Raw genomic sequence first — 24,078 nt, 5'->3', positions numbered from 1 at the left:
CCCTCGCCGAATGACCCTAAAGGACCTTGCGCTCGAACTCGGCGTCTCTACCGCGACGATTTCCAACGCCTTCAACCGCCCCGATCAGCTCTCTCCGCTGCTGCGCGATCGTATTCTCAAAGAAGCCAAGCGCTTAGGGTATAGCGGCCCCGATGCCAAAGCGCGCAGCCTTCGCACCGGACGCTCCAGCATCGTGGCGGTGATTCTAGCCGAAAGCCTGACCTACAGCTTGAACGATGCCGTCGCCAGTGAGTTTCTCTCTGGTGTGGCTGAAGTGCTGGATGCCCACGGCCATACCATGCTGCTATTACCGGGCCGAGGCCACGCATCGCAGCCGCCCGGCTCGGCTAATATCGCCGATGGCTTCATCGTGTACGGTTTGATGCCCAACAATAAACTGCTGAATGAACTGCCCTCCCAGCGCCCCCTGGTATCGGTCGACTTCGATATCGACGGCTGTCCCACCGTGCACATCGATGACCGCGATGCCAGCTACGCCATGGCCATGCATGCCCTCAAAGAGCGCCCTGCCCGTCCTGCCATCATCAACCTGCGCTTGACCAAAGAGCACTGCAATGGCCGAGTGACGAAGGCGCATACGATGCTGCCCGACAGCAGTACGATCAGCCGGGCACGTCTAGCCGGGTTTCACGCCGCGCTCAGCGAACACGGGTTCGATACCGACACCATTCCGCTATGGAACATCGAGGAGAACGTGTTTGACGTGTGCTCACCGGTGATCACCGAGATTATTGATTTGCCCGACGAGCAGCGCCCCGACTTGCTACTGTGCATGTCAGACCGCATTGCGCTCACCGCGCTGACGCTGGCCGAGCAGCGGGGTATTCACGTACCGGAGGCGTTACGCATTACGGGGTTCGATGGCATTGCCGAAGGCCAGTACCGTGCCCCTCGTTTGACGACCGTGCGCCAGGACAGCGCAGGCAAAGGACGAGTCGCCGCCAAAATGATTTTGGGGCGGATACCAAAAACCCAGCAGCTGCTCAAAACCGAGCTGCTGCTGGGCGATACTTGTCCTTAGCGGACTCCCCCTAAAACGGCGGGATTATTGCGCGGTTTTCTGCATGGCGATGGCGGTATCCAACATGCGGTTGGAGAAGCCCCACTCGTTGTCGTACCACGCCATGATCTTCACCAGACGACCATTAACGCGAGTATGGTTAGCGTCAAAGGTAGACGAGTGCGCATCGTGGTTGAAGTCGATGGAGACCAGCGGCTGGGCGTTGACCGCCAAGACCGGCGAGTTCGCAGCGGCTTTTTCGACGATTTCGTTGATCTCTTCCTTGGTGGTCTCACGGCCCGCCGTGAAAGTCAGATCCACCAGAGAGACGTTGATCACCGGTACACGCACCGCCAAGCCATCGAACTTGCCCGCCAGCTCCGGCAGTACCAAACCCACGGCTGCCGCAGCGCCGGTTTTGGTCGGAATCATGGAGTGGGTGGCGCTACGGGCACGGTACGGGTCGGAGTGATACACATCCGACAGATTCTGGTCATTGGTGTAGGCGTGAACGGTGGTCATTAGGCCGTTTTCGATACCAACGGCGTCATTCAGCGCTTTAGCGACTGGTGCCAAGCAGTTGGTGGTGCAAGACGCATTCGATACCACCGTGTGCTCAGCGGTCAGAATGTCGTCATTCACACCGTAAACGATGGTGGCATCCGCATCCGGGCTTGGGGCTGAAATAAGAACGCGCTTGGCACCGGCAGCGATGTGCTTAGCGGCCGCCTCGCGTTTGGTGAACAAGCCAGTACACTCCATGACGAGGTCGATATCCATGGACGCCCAGGGCAGGTTGGCCGGGTCGCGCTCGGAGGAGATCGCGATGCGATCACCATCCACGCTGATGCTCTCGGCATCATGCTCGACGCTGAACGGGAAGTGACCGTGCACCGTGTCATGGCGCAGGAGATGGGAGTTTAGGGAAGGGTCACCCAGATCGTTGATCGCAACTACCTGAACGCGATCACGGTAGCCGTTTTCATACAGCGCACGCAGTACGTTACGGCCAATCCGTCCAAATCCGTTAATGGCAACTCTTATTGTCATGGTAGCACCTCAATCAAGCAGTGGTCGTAGATGGCGTATCCAGTAAAAAAATTACTAAAAATACGTATTTAATCACCTATAGGCCGATTAAAACCTGCCATAACCGCCCCTAAAGGCTAATAACTATCCAATATGTAGTAAAATTACTATATAAAGGCTATCGTAGTCCAATACTTAATCAACGATTCACCCGCCCTTTTTTCGGGCCTCGTTCAGCCAACGCTGCTCATCAGGAGTACCATATGACACGTGCAACGTCCCCGACTCCCCTACGCCGTACCAAAATCGTCGCCACGCTTGGCCCAGCCAGTGACCGCCCTGGGGTGTTGGAAGCCATGCTAAAAGCGGGCGTTGACGTGGTGCGACTGAATTTCTCCCATGGGTCTGCCGAAGATCATCGCCGTCGGCTAAGCGCTGTCCGCGAGATCGCCCAGCGCCTGGGCCGCAGCGTGGCTGCACTAGGCGACTTACAAGGCCCCAAAATTCGCATTTCGCGCTTTGCCGACGGTGCCGTTCACCTCGAAGTTGGCCAGCCTTTCGTGCTGGACATGGCGCTGGATGCCAATAGCGGCAGTAACGAGCGCGTCGGCTGTGACTACAAAGCGCTAATCGATGACGTCGCCCCCGGTGACCGTCTGCTGCTGGACGATGGCCGCGTCGTACTGGACGTCACTTCTATCGTTGGGCAAGAAGTTCACACCCGAGTTCACGTGGGCGGCAAACTGTCCAACAATAAAGGCATCAACAAACAAGGCGGCGGTCTTTCTGCCCCGGCGCTGACCGATAAGGATAAAGAAGATCTCAAAACCGCCATCGAGATTGGCGTAGACTATCTCGCCGTCTCGTTCCCACGCAGCGCCGCCGACATGCAGGAAGCGCGCGCTCTGCTGGGTGACGAGGGCAAAGAGATCGGGCTGGTCGCTAAACTGGAGCGTGCCGAGGCCGTTGCCAACGACGAAACCCTAGACGCCATCATCGAAGCGTCAGAAGCGGTGATGGTCGCCCGTGGCGACCTGGGCGTAGAGATTGGCGATGAAGCGCTGATCGGCACGCAAAAGCGCATCATCAAGCATGCCCGCTCACTGAATCGCGCGGTGATCACGGCCACCCAAATGATGGAGTCGATGATCGAATCGCCGCTCCCCACCCGTGCGGAAGTCTTCGACGTGGCCAACGCCGTGCTCGACGCCACCGATGCGGTCATGCTTTCGGCGGAAACGGCGGCAGGCGACTACCCGGTGGAAACCATCGAAGCCATGGACCGCGTCTGCCTGGGTGCCGAGCGCGAGCGCATTGCCCAAGCCTCCGGCCACCGTATTCATGAAGGCTTCGAGCGGATCGATGAAACCATCGCGCTTTCTGCTATGTACGCTGCCAACCACCTAACCGGTGTACGCGCCATTGCCTGCATGACCTCCACCGGCTACACGCCGCTGATTGCCTCGCGCATTCGCTCTGGCTTGCCGATTGTCGGCTTGGCCCACAGCCCCATCGCCCAACGGCGCATGGCGCTCTACCGTGGCGTAGTCTCGATTCCATTCGATACGACGCACATGGAGGCCACCGAGGTGAACCATGAAGCCATCAAACTGCTGAAGGCCCATGGATTGGCACGCCCAGGTGAGCATGTCATTCTTACTCGCGGCGATCATATGAATGCCCACGGTGGCACCAACACCATGAAAGTACTGGCCGTTGATGCCGAGTAACTAACCGCTTCGCCGCTCTATAAATAACAAACGAATGATCAGGAGAGCCATGCCATGAACGATGCCCGCCCACCCCGCCAAGCCGTGCGCACGCTGCAACCGCGCAAGCGTATTGCGCTGATTGCCCACGATGGCAAAAAAACCGAGATGCTGGAGTGGGCGACGCGCTGGCAAGACACACTCAGCCAGCACACGCTGATTGGCACAGGCACCACCGCAGGGCGGTTGAAAACCGCCCTGGGGCTAGAAGTGGAAGGCTTAATGAGCGGGCCGCTAGGCGGCGACCAGCAGATTGGGGCGCGCATCGCCGAGCAGCAGCTCGACGTGCTGATCTTCTTCTGGGACCCCTTTGCACCGCAGCCCCACGACCCGGACGTGAAAGCACTGCTGCGCCTTGCCGCGCTGTGGAACGTGCCGGTGGCGTGTAATGCGGCTAGCGCCGACTTTCTGCTCTCCTCGCCCTATCTTAGCGAACGCTATGATATGTCGATTCCAGACGCGAACGCCTGGGCACAGGCACGCACGGTATAAACCGGGCGCGCCCTGCGCTCAGCGGGTACGCAGGCGGCGCGCGACCACCTGCTGCCCGCATTGGTAGCTTCCATTCATCGCGCCCAGCGCGCACTGAAGCGTCAGCTCAGCGATGCGGTCATAATCCTGCAACGCCGAATTAACCGGCTGAGGCAGAAAATCTAACAGGCGGTGGTCACCAAATGTGGCTAACCGCAGCGTCTCCGGCAGCCCGCCCTGGGCAAGCAACTCATCAAACACACCTTCCATCAGCGCGTAGGAGGCCGTGACCAGCGCATCTACCTCGCCTGCAGCAAAGAGCTGTTGCGCCAGTTCAACGCCCACATCCCGCTCGTAGCGCCCACCGCTAAAGGTAACGGCTTCAACGCCCTTCCCTTCCAGTGCGGCAAAAAATCCTGCACGGCGCTCCCGGCTTACCGAGAGTTCAGGCATCGCATCCAACCACGCGATTCGCCGAGTTGCACTGCCCATCACCGAGCGCGTCAGCGCATAAGCGGCTTCTTGGTCATTGCTCACCACGCTGGCAAAGCGCTCGGGCGTCAGGCCCCGGTCCATCCCAACAACGCTCCATCCTTCGTCGGCCAAATCCGTATAAAAAGTGTCGTTTTCCGGCAGGCAGCTGGCGGTAATCAGCACCTCACAGCGCTGGGCGCGCAGGGCCAAAGCCAGCGTGCGCTCACTGTCCGCGCAGTCATCGGAACTCACCACCAACAGTTGGTAGCCGCGCTCGCGAGCACCTCGCTCGAGGCGTTTGGCAAGGCGTGCGTAGCTGATGTTTTCCAAATCCGGCACGATCAAACCGATCAACCGGCTAGCGCCACGGCGCAGCGCGGCGGCCTGAGGGTCAATGTGATAGCGGTGCTGACGCACAACGGCCATCACTTTATCGATAGTGGCCGGGCTAATGCGCCGCTGCTCGGCCTGGCCGTTGATTACATAGCTTGCCGTGGTGCGCGAAACCCCGGCGAGCCGGGCAATATCGGCAAGTGTCATGCTGGTTTCCCCCTAAATGAAGACGGCAGTTTAGCAGCCGTTTTACCCTCTTCAGACCAAAGTCTAAAAAGACAACCCTTGTGTCCAAAAGTGAATCGATTCAGCATAGCCAACTATACACAGGTGACACGATTCATCCAGCTAACCACAACGATCTACGACTAACGTTTTATGCGCGCATTTTCGCCGCCAATCGCAGACGTTGCCGTTGCCTGACCGCGTTTACAGGAGACCCCTATGTTGACACTCGGCCCCGATGACATCTTGCTCGACCGCCACGCGGACAACTGGCAAGCTGCGCTCGACAGCGCCGCCAACGCCCTGGCAGAGGCTGGCTTGGTTGCGGCCGAGTACCGCGATGGCCTCCACGCCCGCGAAGCGCAGTCCTCAACGTACCTAGGCAACGCAATTGCCATTCCCCACGGCACTCCGGAAAGCCGCCATCACGTCAAGCGTACCGGCGTGCGGGTACTGCAGTTCCCTAAAGGGGTGCAGTGGCACGACGGCAACACCGTACATGTGCTGGTCACCATTGCGGCACAAAACGACGAGCACCTGGATATTCTGCGCCAGCTTACCCACGTACTCGACCGCGACGGCGTAGCAACCGAGTTGGCTCGCGCCAGCTCCACCGCCGATGTTGCGCGCCTGCTCTCGAAGCCGTCCTTAGCGCCGCGTCTGGATGCCGATACGCTATGTGTTAACTTCCCCGCCCGCGACCCGCAGGAGCTGGCTCTGGCCGCCGCAGCGCGGCTGCGCCAAAGCGGCTGCGTGGATAACGGCTTTATTAGTGCTGTGGCGAGCGCCCAGCCCCAGTGGTTGGGCAAAGGCCTATGGCTTGCCAGCCACGCCCAAGGGGTGAACCAGCCCGCGCTGGGCGTAGCCACCCCCGCCGATAGCACCATCGAGCACGGCGGCCATCCGGTTCATGCGCTGTTCTGCCTGGCCGCCAGCGGCGATGCCCACCGGCCGCTGCTCGAGCAGCTGATGGCGGTACTAGAGAACGGCGAAAGCGACAGCTTTGTGGGCAAAAATAGCGCCCAGCTGCTGGCAGCGCTGGCCGGTGAAACCGCCAGCACCCAAACCCGCCGCGTGCGGGTTCTGAATCCCCACGGCTTGCACGCTCGCCCGGCTAAACAGCTGGTACAGATCGCCCGCGCCCAGCCCATGCCCATCAACGTGCGCCTGGAAGAAGGCAGCGCCACCACGGTATCTGCTGCCAGTTTGACCAAAGTGATTGGCCTGGGTGCGCGCCGTGGCCAATGGCTGATCTTCTCTGCCGAGGGCGAACAGGCAAGCGCCGCGCTAGATGCCATTGCCGCCGCTGTCGAAGAGGGCTTGGGTGAAAAAGTCACGCCGTTCGACGGGGGCCGCGATGCCACGCCCGCCGCCAACGCCAGCAAGCCCGCCGTTGAGCCGCTGGCCGCTGACACGCCGCACACCGGTGTAGCAGCCTCGCCAGGCTTGGCGATTGCGCCGGTGTTCGTCATTCGTCCGATGCAGTTCGACTACCCAGAGTACGCCAGCCAGCCCGACGAAGAAATCGCTCGCTTGGAAGAGGCTCTAAAAGAGGGCGCTGCCCAACTGCAGGCGCTGGTACACAACGCCCCCGGCGGCGAAGTGGCCGACATTCTCTCTATGCACGAAGAGATGCTCGACGACCCCGAACTGCACCAGGCGGCCATTGACGCCATCCGCGAAGGCCGCTCGGCGGAAGCGGGCTGGTGGGAAGCTATCGACACCGCCGCCCACGCCCAAGAGATGCTGGCCGACCGGCTGCTGGCCGAACGCGCCGCCGACCTGCGCGATGTCGGCCGCCGCGTGCTCGGCGTGCTTTGCGACGTTACCCTGCCCGAGCCACCCGACCACCCCTATATTTTGGTGATGGACGATATCGGCCCCTCCGATGTGGCCCGCTTAGACACATCCCGCGTGCGTGGCCTGCTGACCGTTCGCGGCGGTGCCACGGCGCACAGCGCTATTCTGGCTCGCGCCCTTGGCATTCCTGCGGTAGTCGGTGCCGGTGAAGCGGTCATGGCGCTACACAACGGCGGCATGATGATTCTGGATGGCGAGCGCGGCCGCGTGACCTCGCAACCTTCTGAGGAGCGCCTGCGCCGCGCCGAGCAGCAACTGCTTGACCAGCAGCAGCGTGAGGCGGATGCCTGGGAGCTGCGCTTCGAGCAGGCGCAAACCCGCGACGGTCATAAGGTGGAAGTGGCTGCCAACCTCGGCAACACTGCCCACGCCGCCGATGCGGTAGAGCGCGGCGCGGAAGGGGTCGGCCTGCTGCGCACCGAGTTCCTGTTTATGGCCTACTCCAGCGCGCCGGATCTCGCTACGCAAATCGCCGAATACCGTGAAGCCACCGATGCCCTCAATGGCCGCCCGCTCGTCGCCCGGACCCTGGACGTCGGCGGCGACAAGCCGCTGCCCTACTGGCCGGTGCCCCAGGAAGACAACCCCTTCCTCGGCCTGCGCGGTATTCGCTTAGCGCTGACCCAACCAGAAGTGCTGGAAACCCAGATTCGCGCACTGCTGATGGCCGCCGTCGGCAAACCGCTACGCATCATGCTGCCGATGGTTAAAGACGTGGCCGAGTTCCGCGCGGCGAAGGCGATTTATGACCGCCTGCTCAAAGAGATCGCACCCCAGCAGCGCGCCACCGACGTACAGCTTGGCGTGATGATTGAGGTGCCCTCCAGCGCCTTGTTAGCGCCCACGTTGGCCGCCGAAGTCGACTTCTTCTCAGTGGGTACCAACGACTTAACGCAGTACACCCTCGCGATTGACCGTGGCCACCCAGAGCTATCCGCTAAAGCCGATGGCCTGCACCCAGCGGTACTGCGGTTGATCCAAATGACCGTTGAGGCCGCCCACGCTCACGGCAAATGGGTCGGCGTGTGTGGCGAACTGGCTTCTGATGCCATGGCCGTGCCGGTTCTGGTGGGCTTAGGTGTCGATGAACTCTCGGTGAGCGCACGCCAAATCCCGCTGGTCAAAGCCCGCCTGCGCGAGTTTGATCTTGCCCAAGCCCAGGCCAGCGCCCAGTTAGCGCTGAGCAAAGCCACCAGCGACGACGTCCGCGACGCCTTGGAGGCCAGCTAATGGCAAGAGTTGTCTGTATTACGCTCAACCCAGCGCTGGATCTCGCCTTCAATCTGGATGCGCTGACGCTGGGGCACGTCAACCGCCCCACCGGCGCGCAGCTGGAAGCCGCAGGTAAAGGGGTGAACGTCGCGCGGGTATTGGCAAGCCTGGGCCACGAGGTGATCGTCAGCGGCTTCTTGGGCGAAGAGAACGACGCTCCTTTCAGCCTCGCCTTCCCCCGTTACGGCGTCGAAGATGCCTTTGTGCGAGTGCCGGGCAACACGCGCATCAACGCCAAACTCGCTGAGCAGAGCGGCCGTGTAACCGACATCAACGGCCCCGGCATGCCCATCGAAGCCGCCCATCTGGAGGCTTTACGCACCAAACTAAACGGCCTGTTTGAAAGTAGCGCGCCGCCTGAAGCCATGGTGGTCGCAGGCAGCCTGCCTCCCGGCATCGACCAGCCCGCGTTTGGCGAGCTGCTTGCCTTCCTGAAAGGTTTCGGGGTGCCGCTGTGGGTGGATACCAGCGGACCGGCGCTGCTCACGGCGATTGCCGCGCGGCCTGCCGCAGTCAAGCCCAACGAAACCGAGCTGGCCGACTGGGCCGGTAGCGCCCTTGATAGCGACCAACAGCGCCAAGCCGCCGCCGAGCGGCTGCACGCCAGCGGCATCGAACACGCGCTGATTTCAGCGGGTGCCGAAGGCGTTCTATGGGTGAGCCAGCACGGCACTTGGCAATCCACGCCGCCGACCGTTACCGCCACCAATACTGTTTGCGCGGGCGACACCTTTGTGGCCGGCATGCTTCACGGGCTGCTAAGCCAGCACTCACCCGACGATACGCTTCGTTTCGCCACGGCGCTTTCTGCCGAAGCGGTACGCCATGTCGGTGTGGGCACTTCCCACGCCGATGATTTTGACTCACTCCAACAACAGACCCGGGTACGGCGTCTTGACGACACCCACACCGAGGGAGCCACGCGATGAACCTAATCCTGATTACCGCCTGCCCCAGCGGCATGGCGACCACTTTCCTGGCCGCCAAACGCCTAGAGCAAGCCGCCACACGGCTGGGCTGGAACGTTCATGTAGAGATGCACGGTGAGATTGCGCCACTGCAAGCCGCCAGCGCCGAGCAGATTGCTAACGCCGATTTGATCGTCGTGGCCGCCGACCACGTGCCCGCCCCGGAGCGCTTCGAAGGCAAACGGCTATTCCAAGCTCCTATTGCCCGCGCCCTGCCCGACCCCAGCGCCTTTTTAAGCCAGGCTAAGCGGGAAGCACCGATTTACAGTGCCCCGGCAGCCACCGCTGCGGCTCCGGCCAACAGCGGGAATGGCAAAAAAATCGTTGCCGTCACCGCCTGCCCCACCGGTGTTGCCCACACCTTTATGGCCGCCGAAGCGCTGGCCGAAGCGGGTAAGGCCATGGGCCACCAGATTCGTGTGGAAACCCAAGGCTCGGTGGGCGCGCAAAACAAACTCACGGAAGCGGAAATCGCCGACGCTGATGTGGTCGTGTTGGCCTGCGATATCGAAGTGGATCCTTCACGCTTTGCAGGCAAACGGGTTTATCGCACCTCTACCGGCAATGCGCTGAAAAAGCCGCGCCCGACCCTGGAGGCTGCCTTCACCGACGCCGTTGTGGAAGATGGCACCAGCGCCGCCAGTGGTGCATCGGCCAAGAAAGGCATGAAAGAAAAAGGCGTCTATAAACACCTGCTAACCGGTGTGTCCTTTATGCTGCCCATGGTGGTGGCGGGTGGCTTGTTAATAGCCCTCTCGTTCGTGTTCGGTATCGAAGCGTTCCAGGAAGAAGGCACCCTGGCCGCTGCACTGATGCAGATTGGTGGCGGCACAGCCTTCGCGCTGATGATTCCCGTTCTGGCGGGTTACATCGCCTACTCCATCGCCGACCGCCCCGGTATTGCCCCCGGCATGATTGGCGGTATGTTGGCCGCCGAGATTGGCTCCGGGTTTATCGGCGGTATTTTGGCCGGTTTCCTGGCGGGCTACGTGGCCCTTGCCGTCACGCGCTACGTAAAACTGCCCTCCAGCGTTGAGTCGCTCAAACCGATTCTGATCATCCCGCTGATTGCCAGCTTGGTCACCGGCCTGACGATGATCTACGTGATTGGCGAGCCGGTGGCTGCCGTGCTGAGCGCGCTCACCGGCTTCCTGGAGTCCATGGGCTCGACCAATGCCGTGCTACTGGGCATTCTGCTCGGGGCCATGATGTGCTTCGACCTGGGTGGCCCGGTCAACAAAGCGGCCTACACCTTTGGCGTCGGCCTGTTGGCCTCTGAAACCTACGGTCCAATGGCCGCGATCATGGCCGCCGGCATGGTGCCCGCGATTGGTATGGGTATTGCCAGCTTCGTGGCGCGTAACAAGTTCTCTGCCCCCGAGCGAGAAGCGGGTAAAGCCTCGTTCGTGCTGGGCCTGTGCTTTATCAGTGAAGGCGCGATTCCCTTTGCGGCGAAAGACCCGCTGCGCGTGATTCCCGCCTGTATCGCCGGTGGTGCGGTCACGGGTGCGCTCTCCATGCTGGTGGGTGCCAAACTGATGGCCCCCCATGGCGGTATCTTCGTGCTGCTGATTCCTAACGCCATTACTCCCGCTCTGCTTTACCTGGGCGCGATTGTGGTGGGCTCATTGATCACCGGCCTGGGCTACGCGTTTATCAAACGTGGCGCTGCCCAAGTAGCCGTTGCCAGCTAAAAGCGGCACACTAAGGGTGAGGCAATCTCGCCCTTTTGTTTTTCAGTCAGACATTCAAGACGACCACCACCCCGCTGTTTTATTAACCATTTTTCTTACCATTGATCGCTAACTGTTGTTCTCAAGCGCGCAACATGTAGTATTTTTACATAAATAACAGCGACGCCAAGGGTCGGACACGCCCCGTTAGCGATAACGATGTAAAACAGATGTAAAAACAACAGGACCGCCCGTTATGTTTCAACTCACTCGCAGCGTTACTTGGCAGGCCCTAGAGCGCCTGCGCGATAAAACCGCCAATGACCGCATTCGTGACTACTTTACGAATGACCCGCAGCGCTTCGAAAAAATGAGCCTCCGCGTCGGCGGCCTTTTTCTAGATTACTCCAAGCATCAGGTATCGGATGAAGTGCTGGCTAAACTAATCGAGCTAGCCGACCATTCCGCCCTGGTACAGCGCCGCGCCCAAATGTTTTCTGGCGACATTATCAACGTGACCGAGAACCGCCCGGTACTCCACACCGCCCTACGCCATCTTGGTGATGAACCGGTGTATGTGGACGGCGAAGACGTGATGCCAGAAATCACCCGCACCCGCGAGCAGATCAAGCTGTTCTCGGAAGCGGTGCGTAGCGGCGAGTGGAAAGGCTATAACGGCCAGCGTATTAAAGATGTGGTCAATATCGGCATCGGCGGCTCGGACCTTGGCCCCAACATGGCAGTGCGTGCGCTGTTGAAGTATCGCCACCCAGAGCTGCACTTCCACTTCGTTTCCAACGTGGACGGCACCCATATACAGAAAGTGCTGTCGCGGCTAGACCCCGCCACCACGCTGTTTATCGTCTCTACCAAAACCTTCTCCACCCAGGAAACCCTGCTCAACGCCAAGACGGCGCGGCGCTGGTTCCTGGAGAACGCTGGCGAAGACGCGGACGTGGGCGCGCATTTTATTGCCGCGTCCACCAACCGCAAAGCGGCGATGGAGTTCGGTATTCGCGAAGAGAACGTGTTTGAGTTTTGGGCCTGGGTGGGCGGCCGCTACTCCATGTGGTCTTCCATCGGCTTACCGATTGCGCTCTCGATTGGCTTTGAAGGCTTTATCGAGCTGCTGGAAGGCGCCCATGAGATGGACCGCCACTTTATCGAAGCGCCTTTCGCTCAGAACATGCCGGTCCTGATGGCGCTGATCGGCATCTGGTACATCAACTTTATCGGCGCGGAAACCCAGGCCATCGTGCCCTACGACCAAGCGCTCAACCAGTTACCCTCTTTCCTGCAGCAGCTGGATATGGAGTCTAACGGCAAGTCGGTGGATATTTTCGGCCACCCGGTGAACTACAAAACCGGCCCGATTGTGTGGGGCCAAACCGGCTCCAACGGCCAGCACGCCTTCTTCCAGCTGCTGCACCAGGGCACTCGCTACGTGCCCATCGACTTTATCGCCTCGCTCAAGCCGGAACCGGGCGTGGAAGACCACCACTTCGCCCTGCTGACCAACATGCTGGCCCAAGCCAACGCCTTTATGGAAGGCAGCCAAGGCGACAGCAAAGAGCTTAGCCAGCTAGACCCCTATAGCTGCCCCGGCAACCGCCCCTCCAGCACCCTGCTGCTCGACGAGCTAACGCCGAAAAACCTGGGCGCGCTGATTGCGCTCTACGAACACAAGGTGTTTGTGCAGGGCGTAATCTGGAACATCAACTCGTTCGACCAGTGGGGCGTACAGCTAGGCAAGCGCATCGCCGGTGAAATCAGCGAGCGCATCGACGCCAACGCCGCCGACTTCGACGCTTCTACGCAGGGGCTGCTTGAGCTGGTGCGTGCCCACTTCCCCACCAGCGCACGCAAAGCCGATAGCGCCGAGCCAGCAAGCAGCGATAAAAAACCGGTGCGGAAGAAGCGTTAGGATAAAAAGTAAGTAAGCACAGCGCCTTGGCAGACTGTCAGGGCGCTTTTGGGTCAATGCCTAATGAGTGGCTCTCAACCGTCGACAATCGGCGCGTAGCCGTGGCTTATTGAACATTGTGAAAAGGTGAACCCATGCAGCATCTTCACCGGTCTATTCAGCGCTGCCCGCGAGTCGCGGTCTACGGCACGTTAAAGCACGGCCATCGCAATCATCATTGGTTAAACGGCGCTGACATGCTGGGCCAAGACCGTTTAACGGGAATCACACTTTACGACCTTGGCCCCTACCCAGGCGCTAAGCTCACGCCATCCACAGGCGTTAAGGTGGAAGTGTATGCCATTAACGCCGAACAGCTAGCACGACTGGATGAGCTAGAAGATTACCTGCATAACTCTCCCGACAAGGGGATGTACGACCGAAGGGTGTTGGCAACACAGTATGGCGATGCCTGGTGCTATATCTACAATCCACCGGTTGAGGCAACGTCGCAGATCAAGAGCGGAGAGTGGTAAAACGATTTACAGTAAGGCAAATGCCTCTTCCGTACTCACAACCTCCGCATACTCCCCTGCTAAATTCGCCAGCGACATCGCATGCACCTCTTCGGCAGTGCGATAGGTGCCGGCGTAATCTTGCTTTGCGAACGTGAAGGTGGCATCGCTCACCACATAAGCATCGAAGCCTAAATTCCCCGCCGAACGTACCGTGGCTTCGACCGAATTACTGGTACTGACGCCTACAATGACCAACTTATGGATGCCGCAGGCACGTAGCCAGCGCTCTAACCCAGAGTGCGTGAACGCATCGGGCACGTTTTTATCGACGATATGCTCGGTAGCGAGTGGCTCAAACGCAGGCTGGAATAGCACGCCGCTCTGACCAGGCCAAAACGGTGAGCTGGGCGTGCGGGAAAGATGACGTACATGCACGATAGGCTCACCTTGGCACCGCCAACTGGTTAGTAGCCGCTGAATGTTGGCTTCGGCTTGCGGGTTATTGCGCTCTCCCGCTTTTTCAGTCGCCATGCCTTGCTGCATGTCGATAATGATCAGCGCTACGCGCTGATTCTTCGTCACGTACATGCTTTCCCTCCCTGAAATCATCCGAGTAAGTCTTCCCTCTTTTCCCAAAATACCATTAGCGCTGTCGTGGCTGTACTGCCCGCTTGGTTGCGGTGCTGGGCAAACCTCATATACTGTATTTATGAACATATATATTGATACTACGTACGAGGTAGCAGATGACATCACTGGATCCCTCTCGCGCTACCGTGCATAAAGGGCGCGGTGCAACCTACGACCCACATAACCGCTTTGCCCCTACCCGCAGCGTGGCAGAGGATGACGGATGGTGGCAGGAAGAAGCCTCTATCTCACTGGCAACAGAAGTGCGCGAGGAAGCCAGTAAAAGCGCACTCTCTTGGAACAAATCGCCAGATTTACCTTTTGATCGTTCGCTTAACCCGTATCGCGGCTGTGAGCATGGCTGTGTCTACTGCTATGCCCGGCCCTCACACGCCTATTGGGATTTATCGCCAGGGCTGGATTTTGAAACCAAGCTGATCGCCCGTCGCGGGCTGGTGGAGCATTTAAAAGAGGAACTTTGCCACCCCCACTATGTTTGCCGCCCCATTAACCTCTCCGGTAATACCGACTGTTACCAGCCGCTAGAGGCCACCTACCAAACCACCCGCCGCTTACTGGAATTGCTGTTAGCTTGCCGCCACCCGGTGACGCTAGTGACGAAAAGCACGCTGATTTTGCGGGATATCGATCTACTGGCAGAAATGGCGGAGCATCGCTTGGTGCGGGTGTTCGTGAGCTTGACCAGCCTAGACGCTAACCTAAAGCGCACGCTGGAACCCCGTGCGGCATCGCCGCAGGCACGCCTGAAAGTGATTCGTGAGCTAAACACGGCGGGAATACCGGTGGGCACGCTGATATCACCGATTATTCCCGGCCTGACCGACCACGAAATTGAACGCATTCTGGAAGCCGCCAGCCGCGCCGGGGCGCGCACCGCCACCTGGATGCTGCTGCGGCTGCCCCACGAGGTCGCGCCGCTGTTTGACGCGTGGCTAGAGGCTCACTACCCCGAGCGCGCTGCCAAGGTGATGAGCTTGATGCGCCAGTGTCGGGGCGGTAAAACCTACGATTCGGCCTTTGGTAAGCGCTTTCGCGGAGAAGGGGTATTTGCTGACTTAATCGCCCAGCGGTTTCAGCGTGCTAGCCGCCAGTGGAACATGCAGCCACGCCCCGAGCAGGGGCTGAATACCCGTGATTTTCGCCCGCCCCGGGCACAGGGGGATTTATTTGATTAGACTGCAGGAATACCCATCACTAAGAAGACGCCCTCTCCATGTCGCTCAGCAAAACAAAATCCAGCTTTTACCGCCGCCTTTACGTGGCCCACTTGATTGAGCAAGGCGTGGCCAGCGTACCCGCGCTGATGGAAGCCACCGGCATGCCGAGGCGCACCGCCCAAGACACCATTACGTCCTTGGGGGAATTGGATATTGAGTGCGTATTTGAAAAAGGCGACGGCGAGCGCCACAACATTGGCCACTACACCATTAAGCAGTGGGGCGCGATTGACCCTCAGTGGGTGGCATCGAACGCTGAGCGCTTAGGGCAGGTACTGGGCTATCGCTAGCCTCGTCAGGCTCTGCCCACGCAAGGCGCGCTGTATTTAACGTCACGCTGAGCGAGCTTGCGGCCATCGCCAATACGGCGGCCAAGGGCGGTACCGCCATCATGATCACCAGCCCAAGCGCCAGCGTGTTATAGAGTGCCGAAAACACTAGGTTTTGTACCATGACTCGGCGGGTGCGCTTAGCCAGTGCCAATAGCCTTACGATACCGCTCACCCCAGGCCAAAGCAGCTGTGCGGCGGCTCCTTCTCGGGCAGCTTCGCTGGCTTGCATGGGGGCGACACCTACCCCGGCTTCGGCAAGGCTCAAGGTATCGTTCACCCCGTCGCCCACATAGAGCGTGGGCGATGGCAGCGCTTTGAGCAGTGCCGCTTTAGCTTCCGGCGAACGCTGGGCGTAGCACGCGTTTTTTGCTAGCCCCACCTGCAGGCAAAGCCAGCCCACCGGCCCCTGGCGGTCGCCGCTGATCAGCGCCACGATGTACCCTGAGCGCTGTAGTTCGGCAAGGCTCGCTTTCGCATCGCTTACCGGCTGGTCGGCACAGTAGAGCGTGGCGAGCCAACCGCGGCTGTTGGCCACTACCACCTGTGAAGCAAAGGCGTAGTCAGGGTGTTGGGCATTATCTGGCAAAGGCGCGCTAAGCTGCTGCTCTATCCATGCGGCGCTACCTAACCACCACCGCTCTCCGTTTTGAAACGTTGCTTGCTGGCCTTTGCCGGGATGCTCCTCAAGATGAAGTACTTTATGAAGTGCCTTGGGCGGCGTTGCTGTTTCAGCCTTGTTCGCCCAGTCCAGCAAACCGCTGGCTAGCGGGTGTTCGCTTTGGCTAACGGCGCTGTGCAGCATCGTCTGAAAAATCGTGAGATCTTCGCCCTGGCGCAGTGCGGCGTACACTACCTGATGCTGACCCCGGGTGAGCGTACCGGTTTTATCGAAGGCAATGCCGCGTACGTTCGCCAGGGTTTCAAAAGCAGCAGGGTCACGAAGCGCAATGCCCTGCTGTAACGCTTGGCTGCTACCGGCAAGGCTTGCCAGCGGCACCGCCAGCCCCACCGCGCAGGGGCAAGCCACCACCAAAACAGACAGCGCACGCACAGCAGCGTCTTCTAGACCAAGGCCCAATAGCAGCCCGAGTGGGAGTGTCAGCACAGCCAGCAGCAGCGCTACGGGGCTTAGCCATAAGGCAAAGCGGTCGGCCAGCTTGTGCAATTCGCCCTTTTTTGCCTGGGCGCGGCGCATTTGCTCGCACAGTTTATCCACCCGCCGCTGGCCGACGGTAGCCGTCACAGTCACCTTCAAAGGCGCTGCGTTTAGCCCCGCCGCATAGCGGCAGCCAGCGTATACACGCTGCCCAGCATGCAGGTAGCGCGGCACGCTTTCCCCGGTTAGCGTGGCAGTGTCCAGCCAGCCGGGCGTGTCCAGCAGGCCATCCAGAGGCACCTGCTCACCAGGGGGCACTTCAATCACGGCTCCCATAGAGACTTCCCCAACGGGCTGCGTGTCGCGCTGCTCGCCTCGGCAAACCACCACATCAGCCTCCGGCAGCCTTAGTGAATCAAAGGCCTTAAGCCCCCGCTGCCTGCACAGGGTTTCGACCAGCCGGCCCACCAGAAGCAGCACAATCAGCATCACCGCAGTATCGAAATAGACCTCAGAAGAGCCGCGCAGCAGCAGCCCTACCGATACCGCCATGGCGCCAAACACACCCAGGCTTACCAATACATCCATGCCGGGGCGTCGGGCCAATAGCGTACGCCACCCCGCTCGGTAAAACGGAAGGCCGGAATAGAGCACGACGGGCAGTGAAAAGGCACCGGCCACCCACGCGACGACCAGCTCTATGGTGGCATTGGGCAGCGCGCCCACGTAGATCAGCAGCGACGCCAGCATGGTCCACATACCCAACACCGCACCTACAATCAGGCGCAGTGTGAGGTAGCGGCTCTCTTGGGCTAAGCGCTGCTGGGCATCTTGCACTGGCTCTAACTCGCTCAGCCGATAGCCCAGCCGTTTCACCACGGGGACTAGCCTCGTTAGCTGCGTTGCCTGCTCGGTGCCTTTTACCCACACGGTTGCCGTGGGGTAGTGAACGCTTGCCTGCGCGACGCCTGGCAAACGGGCAAGCGCGCCCTCTACCGCCAGCGCACAGCTGGTGCACCACATGCCATGAAGCGTATAGAGCGGTGCCTCGTCATTAGCAGGCGAGTCACTGTTCACGGTTACAGACAAGGCGGCACGCCAATGATGGGTAGCCCCGCAAACGCCACGCCAAAGGCAGAAAACAAGTAGAGCCAACCGGATACCACGGCATGAAAGCGCTGACGCCCCTGATGCTGCTTGGCTGTGCGGCAGCACCCCCAGGCCAACAGCACAAGCCCAGCAGCACAGAGAAGGGTAAAACCGCCCAGACCTGCGTTGAGCAGCGTGAGTGATCTTGCTTCCGGCGACGGTGGATTTACCGCACAGGCCACCGATAGACCGCTATAAACGGCCACAAACCAAACGCTCCAGAGCGTTAGCCCCACTATCAAATGGATAGGGTGGGTAAAGTTCAATCGTTCCATCGCCCTACCCTCCTAACACGCGGGGCAGCACCGCCAGCGCCCCTATGAGCAGCCCAAAGGTGACCACGTTATAGCGCCAAAGCAGGGCTACTACGCCCGGCTCGAAGGGAGCATGAGCGCCCACATAGCCATAACCCACACGCAGGCCTTGAAGCACGGTCAAGACGACCGCTAAACCGCCGTGGAACAGGGCGTAGACAAGGCCGACCAGCATCACCGCATCGTGGGAGGTTTGTGTGGGAGCAAGTTCGGCTTGCCACAGCGCCCAGCCCATTAGCCCCACTTGCAGTGCACCTAACGCAGCGGCTAAATAGAAGCCTGCGCCTAGCCCGGCATCACGTTGCTGGCGCAGCCCACGCACCAGCTTTTCCATCACACCACAACCGGCTAAAACCGCTACGCCAGCTGCACCCATTATTATGAGCGATAGCGGCGGCGTCTCCGGCATCTGCCATTCCGGTGAAACGGTCCAGAGATAGAACCAGCCAAACAGATAAGAGAGATAAAACGATCCGTTGGCGATCAGAAAAACACCCATCGCCCAAAGGCCCGGGCCGTCCATTGTGCGCGAGTGGAGCGGTGGGTCGCCCGGTTTTACGCCCGCATCCGGTGCCGCTTTAGGATGCGCGCCGTTCTCCCAGGACCAGCGCAGCAGAAAGATACCGGCAATCATCACGAACACGCCTGCCAACACGTACACCTTGGTCAGCAGACTCAGGCACACCACCGCCAGCGCGGCAGCGGCAAACAGCGGCCACCAGGAGTTACCGGGCAGGTGAATAATCTCGCGCACCTTGCCCGTAATCGGGTCGGTGCCCCACATTTCACGCCTGCCGTGGGAGGCCACCGCCAGCGAGTGCTTACCCTCGGCCATGGTATGCGGCAGGTTCGGGTCATCCCACAGCGGATGCCGGGTTTCCACACTGGGTAGGCTCACGAAATTATAGGCGCTGGGCGGCATGGTGTTGGCCCACTCCAGCGTATCGGCATTCCAGGGGTTATGCTTGGCGGGCTTACCAAACCGAAAGTGCAGCGCGATATCCAGCAGCACCATGGCAATCCCTGCCGAGAGCACAAAGCTACTGATCGACGAGAGCAGGTTAAAAATCTCCCAACCTGAGCCCGCTTCATAGGTGTAAATCCGCCGGGGCATACCGAGCAGCCCGGTCCAGTGCATGATCAAGAAGGTGCCGTTAAAGCCCAGGAAGGTAAGCCAGAAGCCCCAGCGCCCCAGATTTTCGGAGGGCATGCGTCCAGAAAAGAGCGGCAGCCAGTAGTAAAGCCCGGCGATCAGCGGGAAGAACATGCCGCCCACCAGCACATAGTGCATATGCGCCACCACAAAGTGGGTGTCGTGCACCTGCCAGTTAAACGGCACCAGCGCCAGCATGACGCCGGTTAACCCGCCGCACACAAAGATAATTAAAAAGCCCATCACCCACAGCATGGGCAGCTTCATTTTGGGTTTGCCAAGCCAGAGCGTGGCTATCCAGACAAAAACCTGAATCGCCGTGGGCACGGCCACCAGCATACTGGCCGCCGAGAAAAACGCCTGGGCCAGCTGCGGAATGCCAATGGTGAACATGTGGTGAACCCACAGCCCAAAGCTGATAAAGCCCATGATGGTGATCGCTGCCACTACCCAGCCGTAACCCACAATGGGCCGCCCGGCAAATACCGGGATCAGGGTAGAGACAATACCAGCGGCAGGCAGGAAGATGATGTACACCTCTGGGTGGCCAAACAGCCAGAACAGATGCTGCCAGAGTACCGGGTCGCCGCCGCCCGCAATTTGGAAAAACGGCATGCCTACCGCCCGCTCAAGCTCCAGCAGCACGCTGCCGAGGATCAGCGGGGGGAAGCCCACCACGATCATTAGCGCCATGGCGAGGATATACCACGCAAACAGCGGCATCTTATGCAGCGCCATGCCCTGGGTGCGGGTGCGTAAGATAGACACCACCAGCTCCACCCCCGCCGAGAGCGCTGATATCTCCACAAAGGTGATGCCCAGCAGCCAAAAATCGGAGCCCAAATCCGGGGCAAACTCTTTACTGCTCAGCGGCGTGTACATAAACCAGCCGCTTGAAGGCGCCATCTCAATAATCAGGCTGGAGGTGAGGATAATCCCGCCAAACAGGTAGCAGAAATAACCCAGCGACGTTAGCCGTGGGCACACCAAGTCACGGGCACCAATCATTTTAGGGATCAGGTAAATCGCCAGCCCCTCCAGCATAGGAATGGCGAACAGAAACATCATCACCGTGCCGTGCATGGTGGTGACCTGGTTATAGATCTCCGGCGACATAAAGTCCTGGTCGGGCATCGCTAGCTGGGTACGCACCAGCATGGCGAGAATGCCGCCAATCAGGAAAAACACCATCCCGGTGATCATAAAACGCAGACCTAGCGTTGTATGGTTCACGATGGTGAGGGCCTTTAGCCCTTTCGGGTTACCCCAAATGTCATGTAGGTCTTCGTGTAGTTGCTGCGGGTCCTGCTCTACCGCCTCTTGATTCACGCTCTTCATGGGGTCAAGGTCTCCAGCCAAGCACCCAGGGCATCCAAGGTGTCCTTATCAATATCGTCGTGGGCGGGCATTTTATTACCCGGCTTCAGCGTTTGGTGCTGCTGCAGCCACTGGCTCACCGCGCCCTCTTCCATGGCCATCACACCGGCACCCAGCATCGTGCGGCTACCGACATCCGAGAGGTTAGGCCCTACACCGCCCTGGCTGACGCCAGCCACTTGATGACAGCTCGCGCAGTGGGTCGCAAAGGCCTCTCTTGCAACATCATGAGTGGTATCTTGCGTCGCTAATTCGCTTAGTTCTGCGTCTTGCCGAGCCGCCAGCCATGTATCGAATGCTTCACGAGGCACGGCTTCGACATACAAATGCATATGGGCATGCCCCACCCCGCACAGCTCGGCACACTGGGCACCAAACACGGCGGGCTCATCGGCTTCCAGGCGGATTTTATTCAGCCTTCCTGGCAGCATGTCGATTTTGCCGCCCAAACGCGGCACCCAAAACGCATGAATGACATCCGCACCGCTCACATGAAAATCCACCGGTTCCCCGGCGGGCATGACGAGCTGGTTAGCGGTGACGACTTCGCCGCCTTCGGCGCCTGGGTAGCGCACCTCCCACCACCATTGGTGGCCGATCACTTCAATCACTTCAGGCGGCTCGCCTAGCGGGAGCGGCAGCATGCGCTGCCCGGCGGGCACCCCAAACATTAGCAGCGCCGTAATACTTGCAATGGGCAAAATGAGGCCACCGCCAATGATCCAACGCCGGGCAATACGTCGTTCTTGGGTAGGCGTGCGCTCCACGTTGCGCGGCTTGAAGGCGTAGAGCCAAACCACGGTGACACCGATCAGCACGATGGTGGCAAACCCCAGCATCACCCACCAAATTAACCGCACGTCTCTTGCGGCGGGCCCAGCAGGGTCTAAGATAGAGCTGTCGCCGCTGCAACCCGCGACACCTAACAGCAAGCCACCCCCTAGCCAATAGGCCAGTCGACGGGCTCGGAGCGCTGTTCGATACGACAAGATGCATGTGGCGCTATGGCGTTCCCTCATTAGCGTTTTCCCTGACATACAGTTGATCTATCTAACTGTTTTGATTTGTCTAACCACAGGAAGTGACCATGACACAGACTCCCCAACGCTCGATCAAAAGCCGCGCATCGCTGGCAGGGCACCCGCTTCACCCAGTGATGATTCACTTCCCGGTGGCGGCCCTGATGGCGTTGGTCGCCTGCGACTTGGCCTACTGGTATACCCAGGATATGTTCTGGCTGCGCGGCGGGCTCTGGCTGGCGGGGGTTGGCGCGTTTGGCGGCTGGATTGCGTCGGTGGCCGGCATTATCGACCTGGTATCGGTGGCCCGCATCCGCCGTTTGATCACGGGCTGGAGTCACGCGATAGTCGCTGTCGTCATGCTTTCTCTGGCGTCGCTGAACTGGCTGCTGCGCTTTACCGAGCCCAATGCCGTGCTGCCGTGGGGCTTGGCCATCTCGCTGGTAACGGCCGGGTTGATTGCGCTGGCCGGCTGGCTCGGTGGCCAGCTGGTGTACGAGCACGCGGTGGGCGTTGAAGTAGAATAGTAACCCGAGCGGCTCAATGGCAGCCCGTAATAGGACATTGGCCATTGAGCTAGCTCCACTCCAGCGGCTTGGAAAGCACAAACCCTAGCACGCCAACAATGCCGACCAGCGCCAGCAGCAGTGCACACAGGCTGGCCGTCTTCACCCCGTTGAAAATGCCCATCTCCAGGCGCAATATGAGCCAGCCAAAGCAGCCGTGGGCCGCCACCATCAGCACCACGGCGCCTAATTTGAGGATCAACCAACCGCCCAACAAGCCATGCAGAAGAAACAGCAGCGTGCCCGAAGCAATCGCAGCGAGAGCGGCCGGCGTGGCGATAGAGTTGTAAAAAAAACGCGGCATTGGAGGTGTGCCTTGGGCAAATCCCGCGTCTTTACGCAGCTGCAGCGATTGCAGTAACAGTGCTGGAAGATAAAGAAGTGCGCCGCACCAAATGACCAGCGCGGCGATGTGCAGCAGTTTTAGCCATGGCATCGAGGCTTCCTTGCGTAACTAGGCAGTGTCTGTGATGACCCTAATAACCCTAGTCAACCGATGCCACTCTGGCTAGGCAAAATGCCTATTTTTCACGCTACCGAAATTTCGTAACCCGTGAATTTACGTAGATTAATCACCCCCGTATCGAACATGAGGTATTGCCCTTTAACACCCTGAAGGGTGCCTTCAACCAGCGGCTGCTTGTCGAAATTATGAGAGACTACTTTGCGGGGAAACGCTGCAACCGGATAGTCGAACTGCAGAGGCGCTTCGTCCAGCGTGCGAATGGCGTCCTCGCCGTGAACACTGCGTAGCTGGCTTAAGCCGTCTGCCAGAGTGTTCAACAATCGGTCACGTTCAGCGCGCAAATCGAGTAGTTCTACCTCACCTTTGAGCATGGCACGCCAGTTGGTGCGGTCGGCTACCTGCTCTTTGAAGAGCATCTCGACGAACCCGGACTGCTGGCGAGTATTCACTTCGAGAATCGGCAGTGCCTGAATAGCGCCTTGATCCAACCAGCGGGTGGGCATTTGGGTTTTGCGGGTAATGCCCACCTTCAAGCCGGAAGAGTTAGCCAGATAGACGATGTGGGGCTGAAAGCAGTGCGCCTCACCCCACTCCGGCTCGCGGCAGGTGCCTTGGTAGTAGTGGCAGGTCTCCGGCTTCATGATGCAGGTGTCGCACTGTGCCAACCGTTTGAAGCACGGGTAGCAGTAGCCTTGTGCAAAACTTTTTTTGGTTGCCCGACCGCAGTGGGTACAGGCAATGGCCCCGCTCCATGAAAGGCGCATGGGGGAACCAATACGCTCATTCAATGCCACCCGATGCTCACCTGCGCGCAGGTGGTAAACCACCTGTTCGTCTTGGCGGCGAGGCAGCGCCGCCGTCATTTTTTGCAAACACCCTTTAACGGGAGAGACCTCTGGGATTAACAAATCAGTCACGCGTGGCATCCCGGCCCAGGCCCGCCATTTCGGGACTCACACCGGCGCCTGTTGCACCTGCCCCACAGGTGCGACGTTCTAGGTATCCTACGCGGTTCTCTTCCGGTACGTTATTTTCGGCTTCATAGCGCATGACCGCTTCTAAGCACAGCTCGGTTTGCTCAGGCGTCAACCGGCGGCCATCGGGCCATTTACGTAGCGAGACCGCCTGCTTCAGGCTTTCATAAATCGCAGGTGTCATTTGGTTAATCATTTTATCGAAGGTCATATCGCTCACGGTCAGCACCTCACGTGTTGGCTGCGTT

The 24,078-nt window shown here is 59.7% G+C and carries 21 protein-coding genes; 11 read left to right on the top strand and 10 right to left on the bottom strand.

Annotated features, from left to right (window positions below):
• Positions 1-10 precede the first annotated feature (10 nt).
• On the top strand, positions 11-1,042 hold the full coding sequence (locus QIT27_RS16000) for a LacI family DNA-binding transcriptional regulator (RefSeq protein ID WP_371825147.1): 1,032 nt from the start codon (positions 11-13) through the stop codon (positions 1,040-1,042).
• A 24-nt stretch (positions 1,043-1,066) separates the two neighbouring features.
• On the opposite strand, the gene gap is transcribed toward QIT27_RS16000, so the two are convergent.
• Positions 1,067-2,071 (bottom strand): type I glyceraldehyde-3-phosphate dehydrogenase, encoded by a 1,005-nt coding sequence (gene gap, locus QIT27_RS15995; protein ID WP_159341812.1) that lies wholly within the window; start codon positions 2,069-2,071, stop codon positions 1,067-1,069.
• A 242-nt stretch (positions 2,072-2,313) separates the two neighbouring features.
• On the opposite strand from gap, the gene pyk reads away from it, so the two are divergent.
• Positions 2,314-3,780, top strand: a complete 1,467-nt coding sequence (pyk, locus tag QIT27_RS15990) for a pyruvate kinase (RefSeq protein WP_159341811.1) — start codon at positions 2,314-2,316, stop codon at positions 3,778-3,780.
• Between the two features lie 54 nt (positions 3,781-3,834).
• Positions 3,835-4,311, top strand: coding sequence for a methylglyoxal synthase (locus tag QIT27_RS15985; RefSeq protein ID WP_044629387.1), 477 nt, complete (start codon positions 3,835-3,837; stop codon positions 4,309-4,311).
• Positions 4,312-4,329: 18 nt separating this feature from the next.
• Here QIT27_RS15985 and cra read toward each other — a convergent pair whose 3' ends face one another.
• Positions 4,330-5,304 carry a catabolite repressor/activator gene (gene cra / locus QIT27_RS15980; RefSeq protein ID WP_253018957.1) on the bottom strand — a complete coding sequence of 325 codons (975 nt, stop codon included), beginning with the start codon at positions 5,302-5,304 and terminating at the stop codon, positions 4,330-4,332.
• Between the two features lie 237 nt (positions 5,305-5,541).
• On the opposite strand from cra, the gene ptsP reads away from it, so the two are divergent.
• The 5 genes from ptsP to QIT27_RS15955 all read left to right on the top strand — a co-directional run bounded on the left by ptsP (position 5,542) and on the right by QIT27_RS15955 (position 13,534).
• The gene (gene ptsP, locus QIT27_RS15975) at positions 5,542-8,412 is read left to right on the top strand and encodes a phosphoenolpyruvate--protein phosphotransferase (RefSeq protein WP_285264370.1); all 2,871 of its coding nucleotides are present in this window, start codon (positions 5,542-5,544) and stop codon (positions 8,410-8,412) included.
• Positions 8,412-9,383 (top strand): 1-phosphofructokinase, encoded by a 972-nt coding sequence (pfkB, locus tag QIT27_RS15970; protein ID WP_285264369.1) that lies wholly within the window; start codon positions 8,412-8,414, stop codon positions 9,381-9,383. Before ptsP ends, pfkB begins: the two co-directional genes overlap by 1 nt.
• On the top strand, positions 9,380-11,116 hold the full coding sequence (locus QIT27_RS15965; protein WP_285264368.1) for a PTS fructose-like transporter subunit IIB: 1,737 nt from the start codon (positions 9,380-9,382) through the stop codon (positions 11,114-11,116). The genes pfkB and QIT27_RS15965 overlap by 4 nt, the downstream gene beginning before the upstream one ends.
• A 235-nt stretch (positions 11,117-11,351) precedes the next feature.
• A complete protein-coding gene (gene pgi / locus QIT27_RS15960; protein ID WP_044629392.1) occupies positions 11,352-13,019 on the top strand; it encodes a glucose-6-phosphate isomerase in 1,668 nt (555 codons plus the stop codon).
• A 134-nt stretch (positions 13,020-13,153) separates the two neighbouring features.
• Positions 13,154-13,534, top strand: coding sequence for a gamma-glutamylcyclotransferase family protein (locus tag QIT27_RS15955; protein WP_285264367.1), 381 nt, complete (start codon positions 13,154-13,156; stop codon positions 13,532-13,534).
• A gap of 6 nt (positions 13,535-13,540) precedes the next feature.
• On the opposite strand, the gene QIT27_RS15950 is transcribed toward QIT27_RS15955, so the two are convergent.
• The gene (locus QIT27_RS15950; protein WP_285264366.1) at positions 13,541-14,104 is read right to left on the bottom strand and encodes a cysteine hydrolase family protein; all 564 of its coding nucleotides are present in this window, start codon (positions 14,102-14,104) and stop codon (positions 13,541-13,543) included.
• Positions 14,105-14,262: 158 nt separating this feature from the next.
• On the opposite strand from QIT27_RS15950, the gene QIT27_RS15945 reads away from it, so the two are divergent.
• A complete protein-coding gene (locus QIT27_RS15945) occupies positions 14,263-15,342 on the top strand; it encodes a PA0069 family radical SAM protein (protein ID WP_285264365.1) in 1,080 nt (359 codons plus the stop codon).
• A 38-nt stretch (positions 15,343-15,380) separates the two neighbouring features.
• Positions 15,381-15,674, top strand: a complete 294-nt coding sequence (locus QIT27_RS15940; RefSeq protein ID WP_083026029.1) for a winged helix-turn-helix domain-containing protein — start codon at positions 15,381-15,383, stop codon at positions 15,672-15,674.
• On the opposite strand, the gene QIT27_RS15935 is transcribed toward QIT27_RS15940, so the two are convergent.
• Genes QIT27_RS15935 through coxB form a run of 4 tightly spaced genes read right to left on the bottom strand, consistent with a single transcriptional unit; the run spans position 15,595 to position 21,824 of the window.
• Positions 15,595-17,901: a heavy metal translocating P-type ATPase gene (locus QIT27_RS15935; RefSeq protein ID WP_350338777.1), complete on the bottom strand. Its 2,307-nt coding sequence runs from the start codon at positions 17,899-17,901 to the stop codon at positions 15,595-15,597. The two genes, QIT27_RS15940 and QIT27_RS15935, sit on opposite strands and share 80 nt — an antisense overlap.
• Positions 17,892-18,236 carry a hypothetical protein gene (locus QIT27_RS15930; protein WP_285264364.1) on the bottom strand — a complete coding sequence of 115 codons (345 nt, stop codon included), beginning with the start codon at positions 18,234-18,236 and terminating at the stop codon, positions 17,892-17,894. Before QIT27_RS15930 ends, QIT27_RS15935 begins: the two co-directional genes overlap by 10 nt.
• A gap of 4 nt (positions 18,237-18,240) precedes the next feature.
• Positions 18,241-20,766 carry a cytochrome c oxidase subunit I gene (ctaD, locus tag QIT27_RS15925; protein ID WP_285264363.1) on the bottom strand — a complete coding sequence of 842 codons (2,526 nt, stop codon included), beginning with the start codon at positions 20,764-20,766 and terminating at the stop codon, positions 18,241-18,243.
• Positions 20,763-21,824, bottom strand: a complete 1,062-nt coding sequence (coxB, locus tag QIT27_RS15920) for a cytochrome c oxidase subunit II (protein ID WP_285264362.1) — start codon at positions 21,822-21,824, stop codon at positions 20,763-20,765. The genes ctaD and coxB overlap by 4 nt, the downstream gene beginning before the upstream one ends.
• Before the next feature lie 68 nt (positions 21,825-21,892).
• Between coxB and QIT27_RS15915 the strand changes: the two genes are divergently transcribed.
• Positions 21,893-22,351 (top strand): DUF2231 domain-containing protein, encoded by a 459-nt coding sequence (locus QIT27_RS15915; RefSeq protein WP_285264361.1) that lies wholly within the window; start codon positions 21,893-21,895, stop codon positions 22,349-22,351.
• A 49-nt stretch (positions 22,352-22,400) separates the two neighbouring features.
• Here QIT27_RS15915 and QIT27_RS15910 read toward each other — a convergent pair whose 3' ends face one another.
• The 3 genes from QIT27_RS15910 to QIT27_RS15900 all read right to left on the bottom strand — a co-directional run bounded on the left by QIT27_RS15910 (position 22,401) and on the right by QIT27_RS15900 (position 24,050).
• A complete protein-coding gene (locus tag QIT27_RS15910; RefSeq protein ID WP_285264360.1) occupies positions 22,401-22,826 on the bottom strand; it encodes a HemJ family protein in 426 nt (141 codons plus the stop codon).
• 92 nt (positions 22,827-22,918) lie between these two features.
• Positions 22,919-23,782: a DUF2797 domain-containing protein gene (locus QIT27_RS15905; RefSeq protein ID WP_502875208.1), complete on the bottom strand. Its 864-nt coding sequence runs from the start codon at positions 23,780-23,782 to the stop codon at positions 22,919-22,921.
• The gene (locus tag QIT27_RS15900; RefSeq protein WP_159341799.1) at positions 23,766-24,050 is read right to left on the bottom strand and encodes a YeaC family protein; all 285 of its coding nucleotides are present in this window, start codon (positions 24,048-24,050) and stop codon (positions 23,766-23,768) included. The genes QIT27_RS15905 and QIT27_RS15900 overlap by 17 nt, the downstream gene beginning before the upstream one ends.
• Positions 24,051-24,078: the final 28 nt, after the last annotated feature.

The organism is Halomonas sp. LC1, assembly GCF_030247125.1.
GTDB lineage: Bacteria > Pseudomonadota > Gammaproteobacteria > Pseudomonadales > Halomonadaceae > Vreelandella.
The sequence above is the reverse complement of the archived record's forward strand: the minus strand, read 5'-3'. Positions and strand labels throughout refer to the sequence as shown.

What these genes read in the sequence shown, in the direction of transcription:
- QIT27_RS16000 (WP_371825147.1), top strand. Translation starts at nt 11, where the DNA reads ATGACCCTAAAGGACCTTGCGCTCGAACTCGGCGTCTCTACCGCGACG.
- gap (WP_159341812.1), bottom strand. Translation starts at nt 2,071, where the DNA reads ATGACAATAAGAGTTGCCATTAACGGATTTGGACGGATTGGCCGTAAC.
- pyk (WP_159341811.1), top strand. Translation starts at nt 2,314, where the DNA reads ATGACACGTGCAACGTCCCCGACTCCCCTACGCCGTACCAAAATCGTC.
- QIT27_RS15985 (WP_044629387.1), top strand. Translation starts at nt 3,835, where the DNA reads ATGAACGATGCCCGCCCACCCCGCCAAGCCGTGCGCACGCTGCAACCG.
- cra (WP_253018957.1), bottom strand. Translation starts at nt 5,304, where the DNA reads ATGACACTTGCCGATATTGCCCGGCTCGCCGGGGTTTCGCGCACCACG.
- ptsP (WP_285264370.1), top strand. Translation starts at nt 5,542, where the DNA reads ATGTTGACACTCGGCCCCGATGACATCTTGCTCGACCGCCACGCGGAC.
- pfkB (WP_285264369.1), top strand. Translation starts at nt 8,412, where the DNA reads ATGGCAAGAGTTGTCTGTATTACGCTCAACCCAGCGCTGGATCTCGCC.
- QIT27_RS15965 (WP_285264368.1), top strand. Translation starts at nt 9,380, where the DNA reads ATGAACCTAATCCTGATTACCGCCTGCCCCAGCGGCATGGCGACCACT.
- pgi (WP_044629392.1), top strand. Translation starts at nt 11,352, where the DNA reads ATGTTTCAACTCACTCGCAGCGTTACTTGGCAGGCCCTAGAGCGCCTG.
- QIT27_RS15955 (WP_285264367.1), top strand. Translation starts at nt 13,154, where the DNA reads ATGCAGCATCTTCACCGGTCTATTCAGCGCTGCCCGCGAGTCGCGGTC.
- QIT27_RS15950 (WP_285264366.1), bottom strand. Translation starts at nt 14,104, where the DNA reads ATGTACGTGACGAAGAATCAGCGCGTAGCGCTGATCATTATCGACATG.
- QIT27_RS15945 (WP_285264365.1), top strand. Translation starts at nt 14,263, where the DNA reads ATGACATCACTGGATCCCTCTCGCGCTACCGTGCATAAAGGGCGCGGT.
- QIT27_RS15940 (WP_083026029.1), top strand. Translation starts at nt 15,381, where the DNA reads ATGTCGCTCAGCAAAACAAAATCCAGCTTTTACCGCCGCCTTTACGTG.
- QIT27_RS15930 (WP_285264364.1), bottom strand. Translation starts at nt 18,236, where the DNA reads ATGGAACGATTGAACTTTACCCACCCTATCCATTTGATAGTGGGGCTA.
- ctaD (WP_285264363.1), bottom strand. Translation starts at nt 20,766, where the DNA reads ATGAAGAGCGTGAATCAAGAGGCGGTAGAGCAGGACCCGCAGCAACTA.
- coxB (WP_285264362.1), bottom strand. Translation starts at nt 21,824, where the DNA reads ATGAGGGAACGCCATAGCGCCACATGCATCTTGTCGTATCGAACAGCG.
- QIT27_RS15915 (WP_285264361.1), top strand. Translation starts at nt 21,893, where the DNA reads ATGACACAGACTCCCCAACGCTCGATCAAAAGCCGCGCATCGCTGGCA.
- QIT27_RS15910 (WP_285264360.1), bottom strand. Translation starts at nt 22,826, where the DNA reads ATGCCATGGCTAAAACTGCTGCACATCGCCGCGCTGGTCATTTGGTGC.
- QIT27_RS15905 (WP_502875208.1), bottom strand. Translation starts at nt 23,782, where the DNA reads ATGCCACGCGTGACTGATTTGTTAATCCCAGAGGTCTCTCCCGTTAAA.